Genomic DNA, 26,251 nt, shown 5'->3' with positions numbered 1-26,251 from the left:
CCACTGACTATGGCGTGGCGGAGGGGAGTTGCTGCTCCCGTCCGCCGGACGCCCGGTGCCGCCGACCCCCGGTGGCCGGCGGCCGCGGGGTCAGCCCGCCTTGTGGCAGACGACGAGGGTGTCGTAGTCGCCGAGCGGCCGGTCGGTGACCGAGACGAACCCCGCCGAGCGGGCGTGGTCGCGCAGTTCGGCGACGGTGTACTCGCTCCCGCCCTCGGTGACCAGCAGCATGTCGAGGCTGATGACCAGGTTCTCCACGTGGCGTGGGTCCTCGTCGAGCATCCGGTCGTAGACGAGCAGCTCGCCGCCGGGGCGGACGCTGCGGAACGCCTTGTGCACCAGGAGCCGCCGCTGCTCGGCGCTCCAGTCGTGCAGGGCGTGGCCGATGACGACGAGGTCCGCCTCGGGCAGCTCCTCGGTGAAGAAGTCGCCGGGGTGGAAGGTGACCTTGCCGGTCATCCCGAGCTCGGCCATCTTCTCGTCGAACAGCGGGGCCATCTGCGGGAGGTCGAAGACCCGCCCGGTCAGCCCGGGGTGGGCGGCCACGATCCGGGCGGCCATGTTGCCGCGGCAGCCCCCGACGTCGAGGACGCTTCGACAGCGGTCCCATCCGTCGTAGGCCGCCAGCAGCTGCGGGGCCAGGACGTGGGTGAGCGCATCCATCATGTTGACGAACTGGCCCAGCAGGCGGGGGTCTTCGATCATGGTGAAGAAGTCGCCCCCGGCCTGCGGCTTGCCGGTGCGCAGCGCCTCGGTGAGCCGGCCCCACGCCGGGTAGAGGTTGCGGTTGGACCGCTCCAGGAAGCCGCCGACGTACAGCGGTTCCCCCCGTACGAGGTAGCTGCGCGCGCCCGGCGCGTTGCGGTAGCGGTCCCCGTCCCGCTCCAACAGGTCGAGCCCCACCAGGAGTTGGAGCCAGTCGCGCAGCCCCCGGCCGTGCAGGCCGAGCGCGGCGCCGATCTCCTGCGGAGTCCTGGCCTCGTCCCGCAGGGTGCTGAACAGATCCAGTTCCACGGCGCTCAGCAGCGCCTTGGCGTCGCAGAAGGCATTGGCCAACCGCAGGATGCCGGCCGGCGTGGAGGTCCCCGCGCCGTCGTGGGCAGCGATGCCCGTCATCCGCCTCACTCCTTCCCACCGCGGCCTGGCGGGACCGCCACGCCGGTGCAGGCACGACGCTGGCAGCGTGCTGTGGAACTCCGCTCGAAGGCCGCTGGAGGGCCGGGGAACCGACGGCTCCTGCTCGGGACGCCACCGTTTCTCAAGTACCGGGAGACGGGCGTGGGCTTCGATGGGCCGGCTAGGCACACCCGAACTCGTCGAGGGATCTGGCATGGACGACATGACAATTCCGGTGCTGGTCGTGGGCGGCGGGCCCGTCGGCCTGTCCACCGCGATGTTCCTGGGCCGCCACGGCGTGCCCACCGTGCTCGTCGAGAAGCGCGAGGCCACGTCGCTGCTGCCCCGGGCGCCGGGCCTGCAGGCGCGGACCATGGAGCTGTTCCGCGCGGCGGGGTGCGGCAAGGAGGTGCGTGCCCTGGAGAAGGGCGACTCGCACCCGTACTTCGAGGGCGGCATCATCCAGACCTCCACCTTCGCGCGGATCGACGAGGCGGTCACCCTGGAGGCGCCGTCGCTGGACGGCCCGCTGGTCAGCCCGGAACGGGTGATGGGCTGCGGGCAGGACCGCTACGAGAAGGTGCTCGTCGCCCAGGCCGGGGAATCCGGCTGCGACGTGCGGTTCGGCACCCGGCTGACGTCGCTGACCCAGGACGAGGACGGCGTGACGGCCGTGGTGCGCGGCCCGGACGGTGCGCCGTACACGATCCGCGCGCAGTACCTCGTGGCCGCCGACGGCGCGAGCAGCTTCGTCCGCCGCGAGCTGGGGGTGGAGCGCTCCGGGCGCGGCACCGTCTTCCATGCGCTGAGCATCTACTTCCGCGCGCCGGAGCTGGAGGGGCTGCTGAAGGGGCGCACGTTCATCCTCTGTTACGCGACGGCCGCCCGCGGCTCGCTGATGAGCCTGTCCCGGCTGCACGGCTGCGACCCGTGGCTGGCGACCCCGCTGTACTTCCCGGAGAAGGGCGAGACACCGGAGGACTTCACCGACGACCGCTGTGTGGACATCATCCGGACCGCGGCCGGGCGCGACGACCTCGACGTCGAGATCGTGTGGAAGGTGCCGTGGCAGGGCGCGCAGCTGGTGGCCGAACACTTCCGCATCCAGCGGGTGTTCCTCGCCGGCGACGCGGCACACGTCCATCCGCCGGCGGGCGGCTTCGGCGCCAACACCGGTATCCACGACGCGCACAACCTCGCGTGGAAGCTGGCCGGCGTGCTGCACGGGTGGGCGGGCCCGGACCTGCTGGACACCTACGAGGCCGAACGGCACCGGGTCGGCGAGGCGATGGCCGAACAGGCCATGATCCGCAACCGCATCCGCCACGGGTACGCCGACGACGCGACCCGGGCCGCCATGGTCGACGACATCATCATCACCCTCGGCTACCGCTACCACTCCACGGCCGTCCCCGGCGGCGACGCGCACGCACCCGTCCTGTCCCCCCGGCTCGACCTGACCGGCCGGCCCGGTACCCGCGCGCCGCACGTGTGGCTCGACCGGGACGGCGAACGGATCTCCACCATCGACCTGTTCTGGGACCGCTATGTGCTGCTGACCGGGGCGCGGGGCGGCCGGTGGGCCGAGGCCGCGGAACGCGCCGCCAAGCAGCTCGGCGTGCCGCTGCGCGTCCATGTGGTGGCCGGGACCGGTGACCTGCGCCCGCTCGACCGGCCCTGGGCGGCCGCGTACGGGGTGACGGACGGCGGGGCGGTGCTGGTGCGGCCGGACGCCTGCGTGGCCTGGCGGGCCGCGGAACCGGTGGACGATCCCGACACCGAGCTGGGCGGCGCGCTGGCGCGGGCCGCCGGTTTCCCCGAGCCGGCCGGGGAGGCGCGATGAGCGAGGCGTTCGGTCCCGGCTCGCTGCTGGAGACGGCGATGTCCTTCCAGCGCGCGAAGCTCGTGCTGACCGGTCTGGAGCTCGGCCTCTTCGAGCTGCTGGCCGACGGGCCCGCCGCGGAGGACACCATCGGGGAACGGCTCGGTCTGCACCCCCGCGGCACGGGCGACTTCCTCGCCGCGCTGGCCGAGGCGGGGGTGCTGGCCCGTGAGGGGAGCCGCTACCGCAACGGCGAGGCGGCGGCGCGGTTCCTGGTCCGCGGCGAACCGGGCTTCCTGGGCGGCTTCCTGCACCTCGCCGACGAGGTGATGTACCCGGCGTGGGGGCGCCTCGCCACCGCGCTGCGCACCGGCGAGCCGCAGGCCGCGACGTACTCCCGGCCCGACATGTTCGCGGAACTGTACGAGGACGACGCCAAGCGGTCGGCCTTCGTGCGCATGGCGGAGGACGCCAGCCGGCCGCTGATCCCGGCGCTGGCCAAGGCCTTCGACTGGGCCGCGCGCGGTGCGGTGCTGGAACTGGGCGGCTGCCGGGGGAACGTGGCGGCCGGGCTGGTCGCGGCGCATCCGCACCTGGACGCGACCGTGCTGGATCTGCCGCAGCTCAGGCCGGAGTTCGACGCCCACATGCGCGCCCTGGGCACGACGGGAAAGGTGCGGTTCCACGGGGCCGACTTCTTCACCGACGGCCTGCCCGAGGCCGAGGTGGTCATGATCGGGCACTGTCTGGTCGACTGGACCGACGACCAGCGCCGGGCCCTGATCGCCCGCGTCCTTCCCGCGGTGCGGCCCGGGGGCGCCTTCCTCATCTGGGACCCGATGATCGTCCCCGGTGACGAGAGCTGCCTGCGGAACCTGGTCCGCAGCCTCAACATGCAGCTGATGACGCCGCACGGGGCGAACTACCGGGTCGACGAGCTCACCGGCTGGCTGCGGGAGGCGGGGTTCGGCGAGGTCCGGCACGACCCGCTGGGCCAGGACGTGACCCTGGTGACGGCGGTCCGGCCGGTCCGCGGGCCCCGGTGACGCCGGGCCGGTGAGCGCGCCGTCCGTCCCTCGCCGTCGCCCCGGCCGGTGGCGAGGGACGGACGGCTGTCCCGGCCGGCAGGGGGGCGAGGGCAGGCCGCCGGCCGTACCACCCGGGTCGCGGGGTGGCACGGCCGGCGGCCCGTCAGAGCAGGGCGAGCCCGGCGGCGTTGAGGGCGGCTGCCACGACGGCCAGTGCCGTGCGCGCCAGGTGCCAGCGCCGCCACAACGGGCGGGGGTCGCGCCAGTCCGGGGGGATCGCCCCGGGGTCGATCCCCTTCACCCGGCGGTTGATCGGCACGTTCCCGAAGTGCGACACCACCGACACCAGCAGCAGGAGCACCGCGGCGACGGCGAACACCGGCCGCCCCGGCCCGCCGGCCGGCGTCGCCGCGAGGGCGGTGTCGGCGGCGAACGAGCCCAGGACGACCACCGGCATCGTCGGGTCCCAGTGGCGTCCGAGGAGTTGGTGCGCATGGACGTAGCGGTCCGGCGGCATGGCGCGGAGCGCCGGCAGCACGCTCAGCGCCACCGCGAACAGCACCCCGGCGACCAGACCGCTGGTCACGCACACCCCCGCGGCGAGGACGGCGGGCCCCTTCACCGCACCGCTCCGGCCACCAGGTCCACCTGCTCCGGGCCTGCCGAGCAGGGGAACAGGACGACCTCGTCGCACCCGGCGTCGGCATACTCCGCCAGGTCGTCGCGCAGCCGGTGCCCGTCGGTGACGGCCCGCGAGGCCGCCTGCCGGGCCTTCGTGCCGATGTACGCGTAGTAGGAGTGCAGGTAATCCTCCGCGTGCCGCCGCCCGTCCGGGCCGAGGGAGACGTAGCACAGCGACACCACCCGAGGGGGCTCGGTCCGCCCCTCGTCCGCCCACGCCTGCCGGGCCCGGTCGACCAGCTCGCGGTAGGCGGTGCCCGAACTGCCCCCGGAGATCCAGCCGGAGCCGTACCGGGCGGCCCTGCGCATCGCCGCCGGGGAGTGCCCGCCGAACAGCAGCGGCGGCCCTCCGGGGCGCACCGGCCGGGGGCCGACACCCGCCGCCGGACCCTCCCCCGCCCACACCGCCCGCAGTTCCCGCACGAGGGTGTCCATGCGCCGCCCGCGTTCCGCGAACGGGACGCCGGCGGCGACGAAGTCGTCCTCCCGGTCGCCCACCGCCAGGCCCACCACCAGGCGGCCCCCGCTGAGCCGGTCCACCGTCGCCAACTGCTTGGCGAGCGGGGCCGCGCTCCCCCGGCAGGAGCCCAGCAGCACGGTGCTGGCCAGCCGGATGCGGGTGGTCACGGCCGCGGCGGCGGCAAGGACGACGAGCGGCTCGTAGCCGTCGTGGACGAGCCGGTCCACGGCGCACAGGCTGGTGAAGCCGGCCCGGTCGGCACGGCGGGCGCAGTCCAGCAGCGCCGGGCCGGTGAGACCGGGCACGGTCGTCGGCAGTCCGAACGAGACGTCCACGCGCCCCTCACCTCCCGGCGGTCCGGTGGCCCACCACCAGCGTGTTGCCGAGGCCGGCGGGGCGTACGGAGACGTCGCAGAAGCCCGCCTCCGTCAGCCAGCCGGCGCACTGCTGCGGCGGGTAGCCGGCGCCGGCCGGCGACATCACCAGCATGTGGAGGCTGCCGATGAGGGACAGCGGGTCCGGGTCCGCGGGGTCCGGCATCGGGTCGTAGACCACCAGGGCGCCGCCGGGGCCGAGCGCCCGGTACGCCGAGCGCACCAGCGCGATGCGCTGTTCCGGCGAGAAGTCGGCCAGCACGTGCCCGATGACCAGCACGTCGCCGGGCGGCAGCCGGTCGGTGAAGAAGTCGCCGCCGACGAAGGAGACGCGGTCGCCGACGCCGGTCCGCGCGGCGTGCTCGGCGACGTCGGGGGCGTTCTGCGGGCGGTCGAAGACCACCCCGCGCAGATGCGGATGCGCGCGCAGCAGCAGCGACACGAGGTTGCCGCGGGCCCCGCCGACATCGGTGACGGAGGTGTGGCGGCTCCAGTCCAGCGCCTCGGCGATGTCGGGCGCCAGCGGGGCGCTGAGCGAGTCCATCATGCCGTGGTACATCCGGCGCCGTTCGGGGTGGGCCAGCATCTCCTCGAAGTCGCCGGTGTTCTGCGGCGCCCCGGTGCGCAGGGCGGACGTCAGTCCTCCCCAGGCGGGGTAGAGGACGGCGTTGGCGCCCTCCAGGAAGCCCGCGTCGTAGTGCGGGCCGCGCACCAGGTGCCGCTGGGCGACCGGGGCGTTGCGGTAGCCGTCGCCGGCCCGCTCCAGCAGGCCGAACGCGGTCAGCGCGGCGAGGAAGTCGTCGAGTCCGCGGCCGTGCAGCGCCAGCTCCTTGGCCAACTGCTCCGGGGTGCGCGGGCCGTCGGCGAGGACGGTGAACACGCCCAACTCCAGTGCCGAGAGCACGATCTTGGCCGTCGCGAACCCCATCCCGAGTCCGGTGACCGCCTCCCACTGCGGCGCGTCGGTGCGGTGCCGGGTCGTCATCGGTTCTCCTTCGACGGGGGCGGGACTTCCGCGACGGCGGCGGCGTCGGCGTCGGCGTGGCCGGCCGCGAGGGCCGATCCGAAGCGGGTGACGGCCTCGTGCCCGAGGGGCAGTTCCATCTGGTAGGCGGCGGCCTGGTCCAGGGCGAGTGCCAGGTCCTTGTGCATCAGGGCGGTACGGAACGCGGCCGGCCGGTAGACCCGGCGCCGCATGAACTCGGCGCGGAACCCCAGGACGGGTGAGTGCCAGCCGCTGTGGAGCACGACGTCCAGCAGCAGTTCGCGGTCGAGCCCGGCCGCCTCGGCGAAGGCGGCGGCCTCCGCCAGCCCCGCGGTCTGGATGCCGAGGAGAAGATTGAGGGCCAGCTTCAGGGCGCTCGCCCGGCCCGCCCCACCCAGGTAGCGGACTTCCTGGGAGAGCGCGGACAGCACCTCGTCCACCGCGTCCAGGGCCGCCCGGTCCCCCGAGACGAAGATCCGCAGCGTTCCCTCGGCCGCCATGGCGGGGTTGCCCATGACGCAGGTCTCCAGGCGGCGGACGCCGGAGGCGGCGAGCCGGGTGGCGGTGGTGCGCGCGTAGGACGGGGAGACCGTGGTCGTGTCGATCAGTACGGTTCCGGGCCGCAGCCGCCATACCAGGTCGCCGAACAGCACCTCCTCCACGGCCGGTTCGTCCGCCAGGCTGAGCAGCACCGTGTCGGCACCGGCGGCGGCCTCCACGGCGGTGGACGCGACGACCGCGCCCGCCCGTTCCAGGGGTTCGGCCCGCTCCCGGGTGCGGTTGAACACCGTCACCGCGTACCCGGCGCCGAGCAGCGCCCGGGCCATCCCGCCGCCCATACCGCCCAGGCCGATCACGGCCACCGGTCCCGTCATGCCGCCGGCTCCCCGTTCGGGTGGGTGTCCACGGTCAGCTGCGCGATGCGGCGCATGGTCGCGTCACGGAAGTAGCCGGTGAAGCCCTCGGTGGTGGACGTGTCGCGGGGGTGGGCGAGGAAGGGCGCCAGCCGCTCCTCGATGAGGTGGACGCCGCGCTGGGCGGCCATGTGGCGGGCGATGGCCTGGAAGTCGCCCTCGTAGTGGATGACCCGCACCAGCACGTCGTCCCTGAGGAAGACCGCGGTGCCCAGCAGCCGGCCGGCGGGCGCGCCCCGCGCGTCGCGGAAGTCCGGGGTGTCCACGCGCTCGAAGCCGGCGAAGACCTCGGCGATCTCGTCCTCGTGGCCGGGCTTGACCCGGTAGGTGATGGCCGCGTACGGCATCAGATGCCTCCGTCGACGTTGAGGGTGACGCCGGTGATGTAGCGCGAGGTGTCACCGGCCAGGAAGAGGACCGCGCCGGCGACGTCCTCGGGGCGGCAGATCCGGCCGAGCGCCGTCATGCCGACGATGCGTTCCACGGCGGCCGGCGGCAGGCCGGCCCCCGGCTCGGTTTCGGTGAGGCCCGGGGCCACGGTGTTGACGCGGATCCCGCGCGGGCCCACCTCCTTGCACAGGGCGCGGGTGAACCCGATCAGGGCGGCCTTCGAGGCGGTGTAGTGCACGCCGTTGGACCGGCCCCGCAGCGCGACGGAGGAGCCGACGTTGACGATCGCGGCCCCGTCGGCGAGCAGTCCGAGCGCGGCCCGGGTGACCAGGTACGGCGCCGTCACGTTGTGGTCGAACATCCGCCGCCACTCGGCCTGCTCGATGTCCTCGAAGGGCACGGGGCCGTCCACGCCCACGTTGTTGACCAGCACGTCGAGCCCGCCCAGGGCGTCCCGGCAGCCGTCGGCCAGCCGCGCCACATCGGACGCGTCGGTCACGTCGCACTGCAGGACCTCGGCGGTCCGGCCGAGCTCCTTCAGCTCCCGGCGCAGGCCTTCGGCGGCGTCGTCCGGTGTGCGGTGGCAGGTGACCACCCGGGCGCCGGCCCGAGCGAGGGCGAGGACCGTGCAGCGCCCGATCCCCCGGGTTCCTCCGGTGACCAGTACGCGTTTCCCGGCCAGGTTCTGATCCACGTCTGTACCTCCTGGGCACCGTTCGCGGCGGTCGCCGCTCGGTCGGACGGTCGGTGGGCGGCGCCTCCCGCGGGCCGCCCGTGCCCTCGCGGCACACGCGGACGTTCGCGGGGCGTCCGCCCCGGGGGCCGCGCCCACTGCGGCGCGCGGCGGGGGCCGCTCAGGCGCGTCGCAGCGACAACTGCGGCCGGTAGGACAGGTAGAGGCCGCTGACGGCCCGGTCCGGGCTGATCGGGGCGACCTTCAGTTCGTGCTCCTTGTTGAGGTTGGCCAGCGGGTTGGGGTCGCCGCTCTCCGCCCCGCCGAGGTGCTGGCGCACCCGCCGGTAGACGTCCTCGGCGTCCTTCAGGTCGGCGATCCCGGTGATGATGTGGTCGAAGGACGCCTGGAGGTCGAGGGCGTCGCGGTCCTCGGCCGACAGCCGCTGGGCGTTGTAGAAGTGGTACTCCTTGCCGCGGTAGCTCTCGTAGAAGACCGACACCAGGACCAGCAGCCGCTCGTAGGCGGACCGGTAGACCCCGTCGAAGAAGGCCCAGGCCTCGCTCTCCTCGACCTCGCCGCGCAGCACCGAGCCGATCGACGCGGCGGCGAGCATGGCGCTGTAGGTGGCCAGGTGCACCCCGGTGGAGAGCAGCGGGTCGAGGAAGCACGCGGCGTCCCCGCAGAGCAGGTAGCCGGGGCCGTGGAAGATCTCGCTGGTGTAGGAGTAGTCCTGCTCGGTCTTGAAGTCGCTCACCCGCTCCGCGTCCGCCAGCAGTTCCTGCACGAGGGGGCACTGGCGCAGCGCGTCGTCGTAGACGGCCTCGATGCCGCCCTGTTCGCTGCGGCGCCGGTTGAAGGTGTCACGGCCGGTGACGAGTCCGACGCTGGTGGTCCCGTCGTGCAGGGGGATCGCCCAGAACCACCCCTCGGGGACGGACGCCACGGTGATCGAGCCCGCCGGGCCCCGGTCCAGGGACTTGGCGTTCTTCCAGTACGACCAGGTGGCGACGTTGCGGAAGACGCTGTGGAACGTCCGTGCCTTGAGGTATTTGGTCGCCATGACGCCGCGCCGCCCCGATGCGTCGATCAGGTGGTCGAAGGTGAGGCGGCCGGTCGTGTCGTCCCCGGCCCACCGCGCCGCCACCGGCCGGTCGCCCTCGAACTCGATCTCCTTGACCGTGACGCCCTCGTGCACGTCCACGCCCAGCTCACGGCTGTGGTCGAGCAGCAGCTTGTCGAAGTCGGCCCGGGTGACCTGCCAGGCGTTGGCACCGTCGTCGCCCAGTTCCGTGAACCGGACCTCCCACTCGTCCGGGCCCCAGCTGAAGTAGGCGCCGCCTTTCGGCTGGAACCCGAAGGCCTCGACCTTGTCCCAGACCCCGAGCAGTTCGAAGATCGGACGGCAGGACGGCAGGATCGACTCGCCGATGTGGTACCGCGGGAAGGTCTCCCGCTCCAGCAGGGTGACCTGCACGCCCTGACGTGCGAGCAGACCGGCGGCCGTCGATCCGGCGGGGCCGCCTCCGATGACCAGAACCTGCGTCCCTGCGCGCATGTGCGTCTCCCCTTCCGAGGCTGTGTGCGTCCGGATGAGAACGTTCCAGGCCCGGGTCGAAGGCCGCTGGAGTGGTGGTCGTGGCACCGGCGGAGGGCCGGTGGGACCGCCCTCCGTCGGTGCGCGGTCAGGCCGAACGGGCCGCGGTCCGGGCCAGTTCGAACGTGGGCAGCACGCGGGCCCCGTCGTCCGGCGGCGCCGGGTAGGCGGCGTCCTCGGGCCGGTTGGTCAGACTGGACGCCACGGTGCGGAACGGGCCCCGGATCGAGTAGAGGAACATCCCGCCGATGTCCTCGGCCTCCGCCAGCTGGAACTCCACCAGGTCCTCCAGCAGCAGTTCGGCCTCGGACTCGTCCACGCCGAGCAGCGCGGCCGCGCCGGCGACCGACACCCCGGACTCGGTGCTCGCGGCCACCAGGCGGAAGGCGGCCTGTTGGGCACCGGACAGCAGGCGGAACGAGCGCCCCACGCTGTCGGCGAGGCGCGGCGCGTCCCGGCCGGCCGGCGGGATCCGCCGCACGTCGCCGTCGGCGAGGTTCAGCAGCTTGCCGATGGGCCAGTGGGGGCGCCGCTGCAGGAGGCTGGCGGCCGCGCGCAGGGCCAGCGGCAGGCCCCCCGAGAGCTTGACCAGCTCCCCCAGTCCCGCGAGGTCCGCCTGGAGCCGGTCGTCGCCGAGCACGTCGCTGAGCAGGCACCGGCAGATCTCGTCCGCCAGCGGGGCGGTACGCGTGGTGATCACCATCGCGGGATGGGACAGCAGACGGCGACTGGAGGCGATCATGGCCGATCCGGTGCCCGGCAACAGGGCGTCCAGCTGGTGGGTTTCGACGACGTCGTCCAGGACCACGAGCAGCCTGCGCTGCGCCGTCCAGGTGCGGAAGGCCGCCTGCATCTCCTGTGCGGACGCCCCCCGGAGGGCCCGGCTCAGGCCCAGCGCGCGCAGGAAGTCGGCGAGGACCTCGTCGGTCGGCACGAGCGAAGCGTCGTCCCGCTGGAGCCGGGCGAAGAGCACGCCGTCGGGGAACGCCTCCCGTACCCGGTGGGCGGCGTGGACGGCGAACACCGACTTGCCGGAACCGGGCGGGCCGACGGCCAGGGCGACGACCGAGGTGGGCCGGCGCCCGGTGTCGGTCAGCGTGCGCCGCACCGCTTCGAGCGCGTCCTCGCGGCCGAGCAAGTGGTCGGTCTCCAGCGGGAGTTGGTTGGGCTGCTGGTGGGTGGCGGTGACCACCAGCGTGCCGGTGGCGTCGGCCGGCGCGTCGAGGCTGGGGTCCGCGGTCAGCATGGCCTGGTGGAGGCGCCGCAGCTCCGCGGACGGCTCCAGCCCGAGTTCGGCGGCGAGCGCCGTACGGGCCCGCTGGTACGCCTGGAGGGCCTCCGCGCGCCGACCGGCCCGGTAGAGCCCCAGCATGAGTTTCGCCTGAAATCCCTCGTGCGTGGGTTGTTGCGCGACCAAGGTGGTGAGTTCACCTATCAGGTCTATATGACGGCCGAGTTGTAAGTCGGCCTCTAATCGGTGACCGAGCGCAAGCTTTCGCAATTCTTCAAGGCGCACCATATGCGCGTGCAGCAACGGCCCGGGGCTCACCGCTCCGAATGCCCGGGAGGTCCACAGATCGAGCGCCTGCCGAAGGACGAGGGAAGCCCGCTCGAAATTCCCGGCCATCAGCTGTTCACGTCCCAGCGCGGCCAGCTTCTCGAACTCCACGGCGTCGAGAGCATCGTCCGGAAGGGTCAGCATGTACCCACCGGGCGTCGTGCGAAGCGTCACTTTCACGCCAGTCCCGCAGGCATCGCCGGTGGCCGCCTCCGACCAGTTCAGATGCTTGCGCAACTGGTAAATGTAGGTCTGAAGGGTGGTGACGGCACTCAGGGGCGGCCTGTCGTCCCACAGTTCCTCGATGAGTTGGTCGGTATGCACCGCCCGGTTCGCCTCCACTGCGAGGAGCGCGAACACCCGGCGCAGCTTGGGGGCGGCGGGCGTCACTCGCACCCCGGACCGCAGGACCTCGAACTCCCCTAGCACCTTGACATGCATACAAGCTCCCCCTTGTTGGATCCAGCCGGTGACGAAAACGGATTCGCAGCCGGTCGCGACAGCTGTCGCGATCGGCCCCTGGCGCGATCGAAGGTGAGTGCAGCCGACACCCTCCCAGCCTCGGTTCATGTCCAACCAGACTCTCGGGTGTGTCCCGCTAGAAAGCCATGGACCTGTTTAACGGCACGACATCGAATTCCGCTAGAGCATCGCTGAGCAGCGCGTCGCAAATGGGTCGAGTCTTTTTGTGTACGACCGGCGTGGCACGGAAATCGCCTGGTGACTGCGGTGGCCCCACCGGGTCGATCAGCCTTGATAGTCGCCGGGTCGACTAGTAGTCTGACGACTATTCATCACCAGCGGGCCGGTCGCGGCCCGCGTTCGTCGTCGGCGGAAAGCGCCGACCGGTCGAGGGGTTACCGAATGGATCTGGGACTCACGGACAAGCGGGTGCTGATCACGGGGGGCACGAGGGGTATCGGCCGCGCGACCGCCCGGTTATACGCCCAGGAGGGCGCCCGGGTGGCCATCACCTACAACTCCTCCGCGGACGCCGCCCACAAGCTCGTCGAGGAACTGGGCGGACCGGACCGGGCGATGGCCGTGCCCTACGAACTGCGCGACCCGGCCTCGATCGTCTCCGCCGTCGACACGGTGCGGGACACATTCGGCGGCATAGACGTCCTGGTCGCCAACGCCCTCTGGTTCACCTGGGGCGACCCGGGCGAGGACGACGCCTTCGAGGACCTCGATCCGGAGAAGTGGACGCGGCGCTTTCGGGCCAACACCGAAGGCCACATGCTGACGGCCCAGCGGGTCGTCAAGGACATGCGGGCCAACGGATGGGGGCGGGTGGTCCTGCTCTCCTCGATCACGGCGCAGTACGGCATGTGGCGCTCGGAGATCTACAGCAGCTCGAAGGCGGCGTTGCACGGCTTCGCCAAGGGCCTGATGTGGAGTCAGCACGGCGTACTGGTCAACGTCGTGGCCCCCGGCGCCACGCGGACCGAATTCATGGAGCAACTCCTGGAGGACCCGGACACGCGGGAGATGGTGGAGAAGGAGATCGAGCGGACCCCCAGCGGACGGATCAGCGAGCCCGAGGACATCGCGAAGCTGATCCTCTTCCTCGGCTCGGGGGCCAACGGCAACATCAACGGCGAGATCATCCACACCGCCGGCGGCCGCTGAACCACGCACGGAGCCGAGGGACGCGACACGGTGGCGTCCCTCGGCTCGGGTCGTGCGGTGTACCGGCCGTCAGGCGATGGCCCGGAAGAGGGCGACGTTCCCCCGCACCACGACCCGCGAGAACGGGAAGTGCGCGGCGAGCGCCCGGGCGAGACCGTCCGGACCGTCACCCTGGTTCTGGAAGTTGCCGCGCCGGTGCTGCTCCACGAGCAGCCGCCGGGTCAGCGCGTTCATCCGCACCCCCTCGGCGAGCACGGTCGACCCGAACAGCGTGCCGCCCGGCCGCAGCACCCGGGCCACCTCCGCGAAGGACTTCCCCTTGGCGTCCCAGCCGCCGGGGACGGTGTGCAGCACCAGGCTCATGGCGACCGAGTCGAACGCGCCGTCCGGCAGCGGCAGGGGTTCGAGCAGGTTGGCCCGGCAGGTCCGGGGCCGGTAGCGGGCCAGGCGGTGCGCCGACATCTCCAGGCACTCCTGGCTCAGGTCGAGCAGGGTGATCTCGGGCGGCGGGCCGGTGAAGCCGCACCGGTCCAGGAAGTAGCCGGTACCCGGTCCGATGTCGAGGTGGCGAGCACCGGTGGCGCGCCGGTAGAGCCGCAGCATGTCGCCGCGCGGGCAGCGCCACACCAGCGAGCAGAACAGCCCCAGCACCACGGCGTCGTACACCGCCAACCGCCGCCGGGTGTACGCCTCCTGCGCGTGCCGGGTCCGCGGGTCACACGCGCCGGGGTCGGACAGGTCGGGGGCGGTCCGGTCGGGGACGGACAGGTCGGGGACCGGCGCCCCGAAATCGAATGCCTTGGAATCGAATTTCTTGGATTCGGATGCCTCGGAACCGGATGCCTCGGAATCGGATGCGTCGGAATCGGATGCGTCGGATGGCACAACCGCACCTCCCATGCAGTTCGGCCGCAGCGGCAACCGGCCGGAGCGACCGGCCGGACGGCTCACCTCGCCCGGTGGGCCACGAGCAGGGTGTCGTCCCCGGCCAGTGGCCGGTGCGTGACCTCCGTGAAGCCGGCGTCCTCGAACCACCGGGCGCCCTCCGACGGCGTGTACTCACTGCCGCCCGGGGTGCAGAGCATCATATTGAGGCTGACCAGCAGGGAGTTGGTCTTCGCGCGGCGCTCCTCGTCGATCATCGTGTCGTAGGCGAGCGCGTAACCGCCCGGTGCCACCGCGTCGAAGGCCCGCCCGGCGAGCTGCCGCCGCTGCTCGACGTCCCAGTCGTGCAGGACGTGCCCGAACACCACGACCTCGGACTCGGGCAGCGGATCGCGGAAGAAGTCCCCCGGCCGGAACGCCACCCGCCCGGTGAGGCCGAGTTCCGCCATGTGCTCGGTGAAGACGGGCTCCACCGCGGGCAGGTCGAAGACCGTCGCCTCCAGATGCGGGTACGCCCGCACCAGCTCGGCGAGCACGTTGCCGCGCGCTCCGCCGACGTCCGTGACACGCTTGACCGTTCCCCAGTCGAAGGCGTCCACCAGCGCCCGGCCGCTGGGGCCGTTGAGTGCGTCCATCCCGCCGTAGTAGGCGCGCCACTCCTGACGGCTGCGGTGCTGACGGACGAACATCCCGGCTCCCGGACGCGCCCCGTTCTGCGGCTCGCCGGTGAGCAGCCCCTCGCCCACCCGCGACCAGCGGGCATCGGCCTGCTGGAGGAACCGGCCCAGGTAGGCGGCCTTCTCACCGTCCAGGAACCGCGCGGCCAGCGGCGCGGTGCGGTAGGCCCCGTCCGCCCGCTCCAGCAGCCCCACGGACACCAGGGAATCCAGGAAGTCGGCTGCGCCGCGCCGGCCGATGCCGAACCGGTCGCACACCCCGGCCGGTGTCATCGCGGTGTGCAGCAGCGCGGTGAACAGGCCCAGTTCGACCGCGAACAGGACCGTGCGCCACTTGTAGAAATCGGCCGCCATCTGCAGCAACGGCTCGGCCGTCGCACCGGCCTGTGCACCCTTCGTCATACGCCCGTCTCCTTCGGCAGTGTCTGACGGTGCTCGCCAGGACGCTACGGCGCGGCACTCGACGGCAGCTATACGACCGCTCGATACGGCCCCCAGGGGACCGACGCGGGCCGAAGGCGGGAGCGGGCCAGAGGCGGGAGTGCCCCCCCTTCACGAGCCCCCGGCCCGTTCCTGTTCCTGTTCTTGTTCCTGTTCCTGTTCCTGTTCCTGTTCCTGTTCCTGCAGTACCGGCTCCCGGTCGCCCGGCCTGACGAAGCACCGCAGGAGCGGCCCGGTCATCACCGTCGTGACGACGGCCATGACGACCATCTCCGAGTAGAGCCCGCCGTCCAGCAGTCCGATCTGCAACCCCACGCTCAGCGCGATGAGTTCGGTCAGCCCGCGGGTGTTCATCAGCGTGGCCAGCACCGCGGAGCGGCGGGCCGGCAGCCCCTGGGACCGGGCGCCGAGCCAGGTACCCGCGAACTTCCCGGTGACCGCGACGGCCAGGATGAGACCGAGGTCCCACAGCCCCGACGCACCGATCCGGGAGAGATCGACGTTGAGCCCGGCGACGATGAAGTAGACCGGCAGCAGCAGTGTCGTCGTGAACTGCACCCGAGGCAGGAGGGCGTCCTTCAAGCCGGTGCCTTCCCCACGGGGCATGACGAGGCCGAACAGAAACGCTCCGAGCACGAAGTGGAGCCCGAGCGCCTGGGTCACCGCGGCCGACAACAGCAAGCCGGTGAGTACGAGGGCGAGACTTCCCGCCGACGCCGCGCCGTCGGGGACCCCGCCGCGCAGCGCCCGCTCCAGCAGCGGCCGGCCACGGGTGACCAGCACCAGGGCGTAGGGGACGATCAGCAGCACCCACCAGGGACTTTGTCCCCCCGTCCCGGTGAGCACCTGGACGGCGGCCAGCGCCGTCCAGGCGACGAGGTCGCACACGGCCGCCGACGACAGTGCGATCGTCCCCAGCCAGGTGCCGCTCATGCGCCGGTCGGTCAGGATGCGCGCCAGCACCGGAAAGGCGGTGACCGACACGGCCACCGCGATGAACAGGACGAAGCCGGCCCGGCTTGCGGGGTGCCGCTCGCGAAGCAGGTGGAGCGCGAGCAGCGCGCCGAGGGCGAACGGCACGGCGGCGGAGCCGAGGACGGTTCCGACGGCGATCCGTCCGCAGCCCCGGAGCCTGCCGAAGTCGACCTCGTACCCCACCACGAACATGAAGAGCACCAGCCCGAGGTTGGCCAGCGCACTCAGATTGGGCCGGATGTCCACGGGGAACAGCGCGTGCGCGAGCGCCCCGTGGAACAGCGTGGGGCCCAGTAAGAGTCCCCCGACGATCTCACCGATGACGGCCGGCTGGCCGAGCCGGTGAGCGATCCGGCCGGCCACCCGGGCCATCACAAGGATCAGGGAGAGATCCGCGAAGAGTATTGCCGCGTTGAGTTCGGTCACCGGTCGCCACCTCGCGCTTCGGTCCGCATCCCGTCCGGACGACGGCGACGCCCTGTCGCATGAAGCGCCGCGCCCCGTCTGGCAGCCGCTCCGGACGCCTCCGCTCGCGACATCCTCGGGCACGGCACAGCGATCGGCCTCGAAGTTCACTGAAATCCAGGGCTGTTGGTCCACTCGGCCGGACCGGTCCGGTGTGGTCCCGGCCGGTGCGGTTGGGTCCGGTGCGGTGGTGTTGCGGCCCGGTGCGGTGGTGTTGCGGCCCGGTGCGGCGTTGGTCCAGCCCGGTACGGTCCGCCCCGGGCGGCGACGGACGGCGAAACTGACCGAACTGACCTTGCTGACCACCGTCTGCTCTTCACCCCGCCCCCGCTCCTGCACTCTCATGGGTAGAGCACCCACCGGTGCGCCGGCGACCATCTGGGGGGACCTGATGCTGGACAAGAGTTACGTCGTGCCCTGGGGAAAGCGGGGCGTACTGCCCGCCGACACCGAGGCAGCCGTACTGGCCGAGCTCATCCACGAGAGCACCCCGCTGCCGACGGGCGTGCGACGGGAACGGTTCGAGCGCTCCTTCGCCGAGTCAGTGGGCAGCAGGCATGCCCTTTCGGTGACCAGCGGAACGGTCGCCCTGCAACTGGCCGTCCGGATGCTCGGACTGACCCCCGGCGACGAGGTGATCGCCACCCCGCAGACCCATCAGGCCACCGTCCAGCCGCTGTTCGACTACGACGTACGGGTCCGGTTCTGCGATGTCGACCCCGCCACCCTCACCCTCGACCCGGCCGTGCTGGAGTCGCTGATCACCCCGCGCACCAAAGCCCTGCTGCTGGTGCACTACGGCGGCTGCCCCGCCGAAATGGACACGATCATGGCGCTGGCACGCCGCCACGGCTTTCTGGTGCTGGAGGACTGCGCCCATGCGCTGGGCACCCGCTACCGCGGACGCAGCGCCGGGTCACTGGCGGACATCGCCACCTTCAGCCTCCGCAATGCCCGGAACACCAGGCTGCTCGGCAAGGGCGGTGTGATCACCTGCGACCGGGACGACTGGGCCGAGCGTCTGCACCGGCTGCGCGCCGAGGACACCGACGCGCGCAGCGCGCACCTGCGGCCGGACCACACGGCGGCGCCGAACCCCGCACTGTGGACCCCGCACACCGTCCCGCTCCAGCGCGGACCCGCACGGCGGCCCGGCGGCGCCGCGACGATGCCGGACATGGTCGCGGCCCTCGGCCAGGCCCAGCTCACCCGGCTTCCCGCCACCACCGCCCGACGGCGCGCGCTCGCGGCCCGGCTGGACGAGGTACTCGCCCGCTACCCCTTCATGACCCCGCAGTCGACGCCCGCGCACAGCGCGCACTCCTACCACCTCTACACCTGCTTCACCGACCACCAGGAACTGCGCGACCGGCTCGTACTGAGCCTGGACCGCAGAGGCGTGGAGATCCAGCTCCGCTACTTCCCCCAGCATCTGCTGCCGCAGTGGCGCCACCGGGGCCATCTGCGCGGCGAGTGCCCGGTCGCCGAACGCAGCTGGTTCGAGCAGCACCTCAACCTCCCCTGCCATCCCCTGCTGACTACCCATCAGGAGGACTACCTCATCGAGGCCTTGGACGAATCCCTGACCGAACTGAACGGCGGCACCCCGGCTCCCCTCCCGGTACCGGCTACGGCCTGCGGGCGGTAACCGCTGGCCGGCGCGGGCGGCCGGCGTCCGGCCGGCGCCCGGAAGCCGGTAGCTGATCCCCCGCATGGCTTCTACGACCCTGCCGCGCCCTCGGAGTACTTCTTGATGAGCTCGTAGGAGCGAATGCGGTCGCCGAGGTCGTAGACGGGTGTGGTCAGCATCAGTTCGTCCGCTCCGGTCTCGCCGGCCAGGTGCGCAAGCCGTCGGACGACGGTCTCGGGTGTCCCGACGGCCTGCTGTGCACGGAACCCGGCCAGCGCCCGTCGCTCCGCGGCCGTGAACTGGTGGGCGGCCGCGGCCGCGGGGGTGGGGAACGGGATCTCACTCAGGCCTTTGAGGAGCCCGGCTTTGACGACCTCCATCGGCCCGACCCGCCACGCGGCTTCTTCTTCCGTCTCGGCACACACCGCCTCCACACACACCAGCACCCGAGGCCGCTCGCACCAACGGGACGGGGTGAAGTCGGCCCGGTAACGCTCCACCGCCGCAAGCGTGTTGTCCGGCCTGATGTGGTGCGCGAGGGCGATCGGCAGGCCACGTCGTGCGGCGAGAGCGGCACCCGCGGGGCTGGACGACAACAGCCACGGCTCCGGCAGCGGGTCGAGGGCGACTTCGTCGACCAGAAAGGACAGGATCGCGGCCACGTCCCCGTCGTATTCCGCGTCCGTCGTCGGTCCGGCCCCGCGGCGCAGCGCTCGTGCGGTGGCCTCGTCGAAGGTGCCCGGGCCACGACCGATACCCAGATCGATGCGGCGCCCGTGCAGTCCGGCCAGCGTTCCGAACTGCTCCGCCAGCATGAGGGGCGCGTGGTTGGGTGCCAGTACACCGCCCGAACCGAGCCGGATGGCCGAGGTCGAGGCGGCCGCGTGCGCGATCAGCACGACCGGTGGAAACGCCCCGATGGCGGGCGAGTGGTGATGCTCGGCGTACCAGACCCGGTGGTAACCCAGCCGTTCCAGTCCCTGCGCGAAGGCGGCGGTGTCGCGCAGGGTCTCCACGGCACGCGTGCCCGTTTGGACCATCGCGACTTCCAGCGCTGAAAGAGGTACATCGATCATGCCGTCAGCATAAGGATCGACGTTCGACAAGCGCGCCGCACTCGCCCTGTTCCCGGCCACAAAGACCAGGCTGCCGCCGCGAGTTGGCCGACGCGATCACCCGACCGGTGTCCACGGCTCTAGAAGCCTCCGTCCGGCCGATCAGGTGCGCCATGGGTGTGCGTAGCCTTCCCGTAGCGGGCCGCCCAGCAGGTCGAGCACCTGCTCGGCAGCGTCCGCCAACGGGGCGGGGTCGGCGCGTTCGGCCACCGCCTGATGGCCGTCCAACAGGGTCTTGCCCCGCACCGGGTCTGCGCTCAGCAGCCTGCGGGGCAGCCATTTGCCGATGCCCGTCCAGGCGTTGTGGTAGGCCGTGAGAAGGTGTGTCGCCTCGCGCAGAGTGGAGTCGGCGAGGGCGAGCTGTTCGTACCGACGGGTCGGCGGGGTGTCGACCAAGTCGTCCATGAAGCAGGTGAGCCCATAGCGGGACCGTTCCCGTTCTGCTGGGGTGAGCGGGGGCGGCCCGGCCGCGAGCACGGCTCGGGCCCGTTCGCACGTACGGGACAGATGGCCGTGGGGGTCCATCAAGGGCAGCCCCTGGTCATAGATGAACAGGACCGTGCCACGACGGCGGGCTCTGTCCCACTCGAAGAATTCCGGCACGTCCGCGAGCGTGTTCAGGAACAACTCGGCCAGGCGGCCCTCGTGGCGTATCACCTCACGACGACTGGCGTCCGAGTCCGGCAGGAGGACGGCCACGTCGAGATCGCTCCTCGGGGTGGCTCGCCCCTGGGCAGCCGAGCCGCCCAGCATGGCACCCAGCGCATGGGGGAAGAGGGTGGTGACCAGGCGCAGAGCTTGGGTGGCAGGGATTTCCTGATCATTCATGGGCACTCATCGTGGCAGGTGCGCCCCCAGCGCGACGTAACCCACCACGTGACTCGTCGTCCTTTCACGATTTACCACCTTCGCGTCTCTCAGCCGAGGATGAGCGGGAGCTTCGCGGCAACATCGCCCAGCGCGTCCTTCTCCTCCTCGGTCGGCGTACGACGTCCGGTGCCGATCATCAGCGCGTCCGTGTCGGAGAGCCAGGCGGGAAACGGGGTCCCGGCGATCTTCTCCAGCGACGCGCGTGCCGCCGCGAGGGTCTCGGCGGGCGGCTCGGGGGCCGACGGCAGCTGCGCGATCAGGTCGAGGTGGTGCAGGGTCCATTCGAGCACGTACGCGGACAGGTAGTCGCCGGCGGTCAGCACCTCGTCGCGGGTGCTGACGCGGACGGAGGGATCGGCGAGTTCGGCGGCGCGGCCCGCGGCGGAACCGACGTCGTCGAGGTGGAGCTTGAGCCACCGCGGCTCGCCGTATGCGGCGGCGAGCCGCGGAATCAGCGCATCCAGGGGGTCCTCGCCCGTCGGGGGTTCGACGAGCTCCCAGTAGGTGACCGCGTCCACGGTCGGTTCGGTTTCGGCGGGCGTGACCAGGGTGATCAAGACATCCTGGGCGTCGATGACCAGGTGGCACACCAGGTCCCGCACGAGCCAGCCGGTACAACCGGACGGCCGCTCGAAGTCCTCGTCCGGGATGTCGGCGACCGTCGTGCGCAACGCCGTCCAAGCACGTGAGAAGAGATCCACTGCGGCACGGTAGTGCTGGAATGGAACGACGGACAAGCGCATTTGGGTGGTCGGCTCGCGACCCGGGCCGACGGTTCCGCGGATCCGGGCAGCCGGTTCGCTTGCCCAGACGACTGGTTCGCCTGGCCAGACGGCCGGTTTCCGTACGCGGAAAACCGGTTCACCCACCGAGGCGGCCGTTCATCCACCGAGGCGGCCGGTTCACGTACCGGGGCGGTCGGTCTCGGCCGGCAGACCCTACCTCAGCAGTGTCGTCCGGTCCCCGTGCCGTGACGTGGCGGCGGAACCGCGTCCCCCACCATCGCTCACCCCGCCCCCGCCGAAGCCGAGCGCATCGGTCGGTGGTCGGCCCGTCCCTTCTCGTAGACCGTCAGGCCCCGGGCCAGATGAAGCGGTACCAGGAGGAGTTCCACGATGAGGGCCTTCCAGGCGTAGACGAGGTTGACGGCCTTGGTCGCGTAGACACAGGGGATGTTCAACAGCACTCCCGGCAGCGGGAGTTTGCGGCGGCGGGCAGCGTAGAGGAGGGGTGGTGTCGTCAGCAGGAGTTCGGCGCCGGCCCACCAGAGGAAGGCGAGTGCGGGTGGCTGGTCGGAGGTCGCGGCGATGACGAACGGGGTCGCCCACCACAGCGGTGCGGTGAGGATCTCCAGGAGGGCCAGCAGTACCCAGACCGCCAGCAGGGGTTTGTGGACGATCAGGCGACCGAGGTGGAGCCGGACGTTCTGACAGAAGCCGGCCATCCAACGCCAGACCTGTTTGCGCAGGTAGGTGAGGTCTTCCGGGTCGGCGGCGAGGGCTACGGCGTCGGAGACGTAGACCGCGCGTCTGCCCGCGATCTGCTGGGACCACGTGAAGTCCATGTCCTCGACGATGGTGCGTTCAGGGAAGCCGCCGAAGGCCATCAGATCGTCGCGCCGGAAGACGGAACAGCAACCCGAGCAGACCATGGGGCTGTTGGCGCGGGCCTGGATGGGGCGGTGCCAGTGGAAGCCGAAGAGATACTCGGTGGAGCGTCCGCGCTCCCAGAGCGTACGGGTATGGCGGGTGCGGACGGTGCCTGCCGCGACGGCGACACCGGGGTCCTCGAAGACGGGAACGACGGTCTCGATGTAGTCCGGCGCGAGGACGGTGTCCGCGTCGACGGCCAGTACGAGGTCGGTGGCGCAATGGGGCAGGGCGAAGTTCTGTGCCTTGGCCTTGCTGCCCAGATTGCGCGGCGGGCGCAGTACGGTCACGCCGTGTGCGGCCGCCACCTCGCCCGTACGGTCCGTGGAGGCGTCGTCCACGACCAGGATCCGGTCAGGCCGGACGGTTTGCCGGGCGAGGGACTCCAGCGTGGCCGGCAGCCCCTCCTCCTCGTTGTGAGCGGGCACGATGACGGTGATGGTGTGCAACTCGATCTCCCCCTGTCTTGCGGATCGCGCCGGCTACGACCATGACCAGTCCGATCACGCCGTAGACAATGGTGCTGATGCCGATGAACGGCAGTCCTCCGTGCATGTCACCGACGGTAGTGACATGACGCGACGGATGGTTCCGGAGGCTTCCTCCTGTGGATAACTCGGCGGCGGAAACGTCGGGTTGGGGGAAGGGAATCGTCAATGGATCGGTTTGCCGCCGGGCCCGCCCCGGACACGACGACGCCGGCCGTCGCGCCCCGTGGGGGCGGGCGCGACGGCCGGCGCGTGGAGCTGAGGCGGCGAGGTGGTTACTCGACGACCTTCAGCAGCTTGTTGGGCGTGCCCTTTGTCGGGTTCGTGATCTTGTCGGTGGTGGCGCCGTCGGTCAGGGCCTTCTCCACGTCCGCCGGCTTGGCGTCCTTGTGACCGGCCAGGTAGACCGCGGCGGCGCCGACGACATGCGGGGTCGCCATGGAGGTGCCGGAGATGGTCTTCGTGGCGTCGTCGCCGGTGTTCCAGTCCGAGGTGATGTCGGAACCGGGCGCGTAAAGGTCCACCGCGCTGCCGAAGTTGGAGAAGTCGGACTGCTGGTCGTCCTTGGTGCTGGAGGCCACGGTGATGGCTTCCTTCACCCGCGCCGGAGAACTCTGGCCCGCGTCGGCGTGCTCGTTGCCCGCCGCGACACCGAAGGTGACACCGGCGTCGATGGCCTTCTTCACGGCCGTGTCCAGCGCCTCGTCCACGCCGCCGCCGAGCGACATGTTGGCGACCGACGGACCCTTGTGGTTCTTGGTGACCCAGTCGATGCCCGCGACGACCTGCTCGGTGGTGCCGGAGCCCTGACCGTCGAGGACCTTGACGGCAACGACCTTGGCCTTCTTGGCGACACCGTGCTCGGTACCGGCGATGGTGCCCGCGACGTGCGTGCCGTGCCCGTTGTCGTCCTCGGCCTTGTCGCTCTTGTCGATGGCGTTGAAGCCGTACGACGCACGGCCGCCGAAGTCCTTGTGGCTGATGTGGATGCCGGTGTCGATGACGTACGCGGTGACGCCCGCACCCGCGCTGTCCGGGTAGTTGTACTTCTTGTCGCCCTTGGCGTCCGCCTGGTCGATGCGGTCCAGGCCCCACGACGGCGGGTTGGCCTGGCTGCCGTCGATGTGGAACTTCTTGTTCTGTACGACCTTGTCGACGGCCGGGTCGGCGGCGAGGCGCTTGGCCTCCTCGTCGCTCAGTCCGGTCGTGGAGAAGCCGTCGATGGCGGAGGAAAAGCTCCGCTTGACCTTGCCACCGTACTTGGCGGCGAGGTCGCCGCTCTCCGCAGTACGGATCGACTTCTTCAGCATGACGATGTAGCTGCCGTTGACGGCGCCCTTGGCCTCGGCTCCGTAGATCTTTCCTTCAGCAGCAGGGGACGCCCCCGCGGTGACCGCGGTGACGGTTGCGATACCAGTGGCGGCTACCGCGGCGCTTATCGCCGTGATGAGCCGCTTCTTGCTGGAACGCTTGTGAGCCATTGCGAGGGTTCTCCTCGTTCGTGGTGTGGGGGGAAAGCGTTGCGCAATAGCCCGAGGAGACCGGAAGATCTGCGTCGGACTGGCACGAAACCCTGTCTGATTGATCAGTCCGATTTCAAGGCCAGTCCAGCCGTGTGAGATAAGCAACAACCTGCCCCAAAAGGGAAAGGTTTCAGAAGTGGTCAAAAGGCCCAAGGAGTTGAAGCCGAGCGACTCAACTCCGTTTACATGAATGCAATGGAAGTAGTTGAACGCGACGCGAACGGCACCTGGGGCGGCTGGAGTTGGCACCCAGAAGGCTGGTGCCCGGAGCGACGCGTCCGTCAGCGTTGGTAGGTAGCGGGCCTGCGCCCAATTGCCGCGCTCCTCCCGGTCCACCCACTCCACATGGCTGCGGATGTGGATTGCCGGCCGGAATATCGGGGGGATTCCCGGGCGGATTGCCGACCGGATCACCGGCCGGACTCCGGGTGGATTGCCGGGGGATCCGCCCGCCCGGCAGCTCTCCGGAGCCACCGGGAGGACCTGCGACACTGGTCGCGTTCCCGCACCGCAGGAGGCATCCGATGACCGCACCGAGCCCCGTCGCCTTCACGGAGGCGCGCGCCCGGGACGTACTGGCCGCGGCCGGACGGCCCGACGCGGCGGCCGACGCCGAGCTGCTCGCGCTCGGCGAGAACGCTGTCTTCGCGCTCGGTGACCACGGGACGGTCGTGCGGGTGGGCCGCAGCGCCGAACTCCTGGAGCGGGCCGAGCGGGAACTGGGCGTGGCGCAGTGGCTGGCGGCCGAGGGCGTACCGGCCGTACGGGCCGCGGAGCCGGTGGCCACCCTCGTCGACGGGCATCCCGTCACCTACTGGCAGCGGCTGCCGGCGGCCGTCCGCCCCGCCTCGCCCGTCGATCTGGCCGCGCTGCTGAAGCTGGTCCACTCGCTGCCGGAGCCGCCGTTCGCGCTCCCCCGGCGCGCACTGCTCGGTGGTGTCGAGCGCTGGCTGCGGCTGGCCGGGGATGCCGTGTCGGCCGCGGACGCGGAGTATCTGCGCGGGCGGCGGGACGCCTTCGAGGCCGCCGCCTCGGCCCTGGAGCCGCGGCTTCCCCGGGGGCCCATCCACGGCGATGCGCTGCCCCGTAATGTGCACATCGGGCCCGACGGACCGGTGCTGGTCGACCTGGAGACCTTCTCCTGCGATCTGCGGGAACACGACCTGGTCGTGATGGCGCTGAGCCGGGACCGCTACGGCCTGTCCCCGGAGGCCTACGACAGCTTTGTGTCCGCCTACGGCTGGGACGTACGGGACTGGGAGGGCTGCGCCGTGCTGCGCGGGGCGCGGGAGACGGCGAGCTGCGCCTGGGTGTCCCAGCACGCGCCCGGCAACCCCGCGGCACTCACAGAATTCCGGCGCCGGATCGCCTCGTTGCGCGACAAGGACGCGACCGTCCGGTGGTACCCCTTCTGATTCCGAGCCGGGCGGCCCGGGCAGCCGGCGCTCCCGGCCGGGCGAACGCCCTGGCAGCCGCGGCGGCGCTCAGACGCCGAACCGGTAAACGGAATCAGCAGACGCCGACCTGGTACGGAATCAGCGGCCAGGCCGGCTCGACTATCGCCCCCGGATCTCCGGTGCGCCGCAAATACTCCTGGAACGAGGCGGCTTGTTCGGCGGCCGCCTGCTCCTGAAGGGCGTGCAGCGCCCGGGGGGACGGGAGGGCGACGGCCGGATACTTCTCCCCGATGCGCCGGGCGACCCCGGCCGCCGCGGCGGCGTCGGCACCCGCTTCGTGGGCACCGTCGAGCCGGACGCCGTAGTGACCGCAGAGCGCCTGCAGGGCGCGCTTCCCCTTGCGGTAGCGGTCGACGTGTTTGTCCAGGACGAGGGGGTCGATGACCGGCGCGGGGGGATGCCCGAGCCGTTCGGTCAGGGTCCGCAGGCCGTGCCGCCGGCACTCGCGGTCCAGCAGCGAGAGGTCATAGCGGGCATTCATCACCACCAGCGGGATGTCCGCGCGCAGGGCCTCGGCCAGCGCCTCGGTGATTTCCGCTATGGCGTCCACCGGCGGACGTCCATGCGCTTGGACATATGCGGTCGAAATGCCGTGAATGGCCGCGGCTTCCTCGGGAATCGGCACACCCGGATCGAGCAGCCAGGTCAGCTTCTCGGCGGCCCGGCCGTCCCCCTCCAGCCGGATCAGGGCGGCGGTGACGATGCGGTCCTGCTCGACGTCGGTGCCTGTGGTCTCCAGGTCGAAGCTGACCAGCAGCTCCTGATGCCAGCTCATTAGAGGACCATCCTTTCTGCAGCCCTTTTGGGTAGGGTTGTGACCTCTCGGTCCCAGTGGGTGCATGGCCT

At 71.4% G+C, this 26,251-nt stretch carries 23 protein-coding genes; 5 read left to right on the top strand and 18 right to left on the bottom strand.

Features of this window, described 5'->3' with window-relative positions; translation table 11 throughout:
- Positions 1-90: 90 nt before the first annotated feature.
- On the bottom strand, positions 91-1,116 hold the full coding sequence (locus EST92_RS14990) for a methyltransferase (RefSeq protein ID WP_129281436.1): 1,026 nt from the start codon (positions 1,114-1,116) through the stop codon (positions 91-93).
- Between the two features lie 214 nt (positions 1,117-1,330).
- On the opposite strand from EST92_RS14990, the gene EST92_RS14985 reads away from it, so the two are divergent.
- Both EST92_RS14985 and EST92_RS14980 read left to right on the top strand, forming a co-directional pair.
- Entirely contained in the window at positions 1,331-2,959 is a 1,629-nt protein-coding gene (locus tag EST92_RS14985) for an FAD-dependent monooxygenase (RefSeq protein ID WP_129281435.1), read from the top strand.
- On the top strand, positions 2,956-3,984 hold the full coding sequence (locus tag EST92_RS14980; RefSeq protein WP_129281434.1) for a methyltransferase: 1,029 nt from the start codon (positions 2,956-2,958) through the stop codon (positions 3,982-3,984). The genes EST92_RS14985 and EST92_RS14980 overlap by 4 nt, the downstream gene beginning before the upstream one ends.
- A 145-nt stretch (positions 3,985-4,129) precedes the next feature.
- On the opposite strand, the gene EST92_RS14975 is transcribed toward EST92_RS14980, so the two are convergent.
- The 8 genes from EST92_RS14975 to EST92_RS14940 all read right to left on the bottom strand — a co-directional run bounded on the left by EST92_RS14975 (position 4,130) and on the right by EST92_RS14940 (position 12,039).
- Positions 4,130-4,588 carry a DUF1772 domain-containing protein gene (locus EST92_RS14975; protein ID WP_129281433.1) on the bottom strand — a complete coding sequence of 153 codons (459 nt, stop codon included), beginning with the start codon at positions 4,586-4,588 and terminating at the stop codon, positions 4,130-4,132.
- The gene (locus tag EST92_RS14970; RefSeq protein ID WP_129281432.1) at positions 4,585-5,442 is read right to left on the bottom strand and encodes an LLM class flavin-dependent oxidoreductase; all 858 of its coding nucleotides are present in this window, start codon (positions 5,440-5,442) and stop codon (positions 4,585-4,587) included. Before EST92_RS14970 ends, EST92_RS14975 begins: the two co-directional genes overlap by 4 nt.
- Before the next feature lie 7 nt (positions 5,443-5,449).
- On the bottom strand, positions 5,450-6,466 hold the full coding sequence (locus EST92_RS14965) for a methyltransferase (RefSeq protein ID WP_129281431.1): 1,017 nt from the start codon (positions 6,464-6,466) through the stop codon (positions 5,450-5,452).
- On the bottom strand, positions 6,463-7,341 hold the full coding sequence (locus EST92_RS14960; protein WP_174244023.1) for an NAD(P)-binding domain-containing protein: 879 nt from the start codon (positions 7,339-7,341) through the stop codon (positions 6,463-6,465). Before EST92_RS14960 ends, EST92_RS14965 begins: the two co-directional genes overlap by 4 nt.
- Positions 7,338-7,727: a SchA/CurD-like domain-containing protein gene (locus EST92_RS14955; RefSeq protein WP_129281430.1), complete on the bottom strand. Its 390-nt coding sequence runs from the start codon at positions 7,725-7,727 to the stop codon at positions 7,338-7,340. Before EST92_RS14955 ends, EST92_RS14960 begins: the two co-directional genes overlap by 4 nt.
- Complete coding sequence (locus EST92_RS14950; RefSeq protein WP_129281429.1) at positions 7,727-8,464, bottom strand: SDR family oxidoreductase; 738 nt, start codon at positions 8,462-8,464, stop codon at positions 7,727-7,729. The genes EST92_RS14955 and EST92_RS14950 overlap by 1 nt, the downstream gene beginning before the upstream one ends.
- A 160-nt stretch (positions 8,465-8,624) precedes the next feature.
- Positions 8,625-10,001: an NAD(P)/FAD-dependent oxidoreductase gene (locus tag EST92_RS14945; RefSeq protein ID WP_129281428.1), complete on the bottom strand. Its 1,377-nt coding sequence runs from the start codon at positions 9,999-10,001 to the stop codon at positions 8,625-8,627.
- A 127-nt stretch (positions 10,002-10,128) separates the two neighbouring features.
- Complete coding sequence (locus EST92_RS14940; protein WP_161981739.1) at positions 10,129-12,039, bottom strand: BTAD domain-containing putative transcriptional regulator; 1,911 nt, start codon at positions 12,037-12,039, stop codon at positions 10,129-10,131.
- 423 nt (positions 12,040-12,462) lie between these two features.
- Here EST92_RS14940 and EST92_RS14935 point away from each other — a divergent pair, with 423 nt between their 5' ends.
- Positions 12,463-13,230: an SDR family oxidoreductase gene (locus EST92_RS14935; RefSeq protein ID WP_129281426.1), complete on the top strand. Its 768-nt coding sequence runs from the start codon at positions 12,463-12,465 to the stop codon at positions 13,228-13,230.
- 69 nt (positions 13,231-13,299) lie between these two features.
- Here EST92_RS14935 and EST92_RS14930 read toward each other — a convergent pair whose 3' ends face one another.
- The 3 genes from EST92_RS14930 to EST92_RS14915 form a co-directional block, all read right to left on the bottom strand.
- Positions 13,300-14,115, bottom strand: coding sequence for a class I SAM-dependent methyltransferase (locus EST92_RS14930; RefSeq protein WP_129281425.1), 816 nt, complete (start codon positions 14,113-14,115; stop codon positions 13,300-13,302).
- Positions 14,116-14,177: 62 nt separating this feature from the next.
- Positions 14,178-15,194, bottom strand: coding sequence for a methyltransferase (locus EST92_RS14925; RefSeq protein WP_129281424.1), 1,017 nt, complete (start codon positions 15,192-15,194; stop codon positions 14,178-14,180).
- 150 nt (positions 15,195-15,344) lie between these two features.
- The gene (locus EST92_RS14915; RefSeq protein WP_254068819.1) at positions 15,345-16,634 is read right to left on the bottom strand and encodes a cation:proton antiporter; all 1,290 of its coding nucleotides are present in this window, start codon (positions 16,632-16,634) and stop codon (positions 15,345-15,347) included.
- Positions 16,635-17,016: 382 nt separating this feature from the next.
- Between EST92_RS14915 and EST92_RS14910 the strand changes: the two genes are divergently transcribed.
- Positions 17,017-18,321 carry a DegT/DnrJ/EryC1/StrS family aminotransferase gene (locus EST92_RS14910; RefSeq protein WP_254068818.1) on the top strand — a complete coding sequence of 435 codons (1,305 nt, stop codon included), beginning with the start codon at positions 17,017-17,019 and terminating at the stop codon, positions 18,319-18,321.
- Between the two features lie 71 nt (positions 18,322-18,392).
- On the opposite strand, the gene EST92_RS14905 is transcribed toward EST92_RS14910, so the two are convergent.
- The 5 genes from EST92_RS14905 to EST92_RS14885 all read right to left on the bottom strand — a co-directional run bounded on the left by EST92_RS14905 (position 18,393) and on the right by EST92_RS14885 (position 23,906).
- The gene (locus EST92_RS14905; protein ID WP_129281422.1) at positions 18,393-19,379 is read right to left on the bottom strand and encodes an MsnO8 family LLM class oxidoreductase; all 987 of its coding nucleotides are present in this window, start codon (positions 19,377-19,379) and stop codon (positions 18,393-18,395) included.
- Positions 19,380-19,520: 141 nt separating this feature from the next.
- A complete protein-coding gene (locus EST92_RS14900) occupies positions 19,521-20,246 on the bottom strand; it encodes a nucleotidyltransferase domain-containing protein (RefSeq protein ID WP_129281421.1) in 726 nt (241 codons plus the stop codon).
- Between the two features lie 89 nt (positions 20,247-20,335).
- Entirely contained in the window at positions 20,336-20,989 is a 654-nt protein-coding gene (locus EST92_RS14895) for a maleylpyruvate isomerase N-terminal domain-containing protein (RefSeq protein WP_129281420.1), read from the bottom strand.
- A gap of 305 nt (positions 20,990-21,294) precedes the next feature.
- Positions 21,295-22,386, bottom strand: coding sequence for a glycosyltransferase family 2 protein (locus EST92_RS14890; RefSeq protein ID WP_129281419.1), 1,092 nt, complete (start codon positions 22,384-22,386; stop codon positions 21,295-21,297).
- A gap of 314 nt (positions 22,387-22,700) precedes the next feature.
- Positions 22,701-23,906 (bottom strand): S8 family peptidase, encoded by a 1,206-nt coding sequence (locus EST92_RS14885; RefSeq protein ID WP_129248974.1) that lies wholly within the window; start codon positions 23,904-23,906, stop codon positions 22,701-22,703.
- A 566-nt stretch (positions 23,907-24,472) separates the two neighbouring features.
- Between EST92_RS14885 and EST92_RS14880 the strand changes: the two genes are divergently transcribed.
- Complete coding sequence (locus EST92_RS14880; protein ID WP_129281418.1) at positions 24,473-25,363, top strand: aminoglycoside phosphotransferase family protein; 891 nt, start codon at positions 24,473-24,475, stop codon at positions 25,361-25,363.
- A gap of 94 nt (positions 25,364-25,457) precedes the next feature.
- On the opposite strand, the gene EST92_RS14875 is transcribed toward EST92_RS14880, so the two are convergent.
- A complete protein-coding gene (locus EST92_RS14875) occupies positions 25,458-26,180 on the bottom strand; it encodes a 3'-5' exonuclease (RefSeq protein WP_129281417.1) in 723 nt (240 codons plus the stop codon).
- Positions 26,181-26,251 lie beyond the last annotated feature (71 nt).

The organism is Streptomyces sp. TM32 (assembly GCF_004122755.1).
In the GTDB taxonomy this organism is placed as follows: Bacteria; Actinomycetota; Actinomycetes; order Streptomycetales; family Streptomycetaceae; genus Streptomyces; species Streptomyces sioyaensis.
This window is presented reverse-complemented; position numbering and strand designations above follow the sequence as displayed.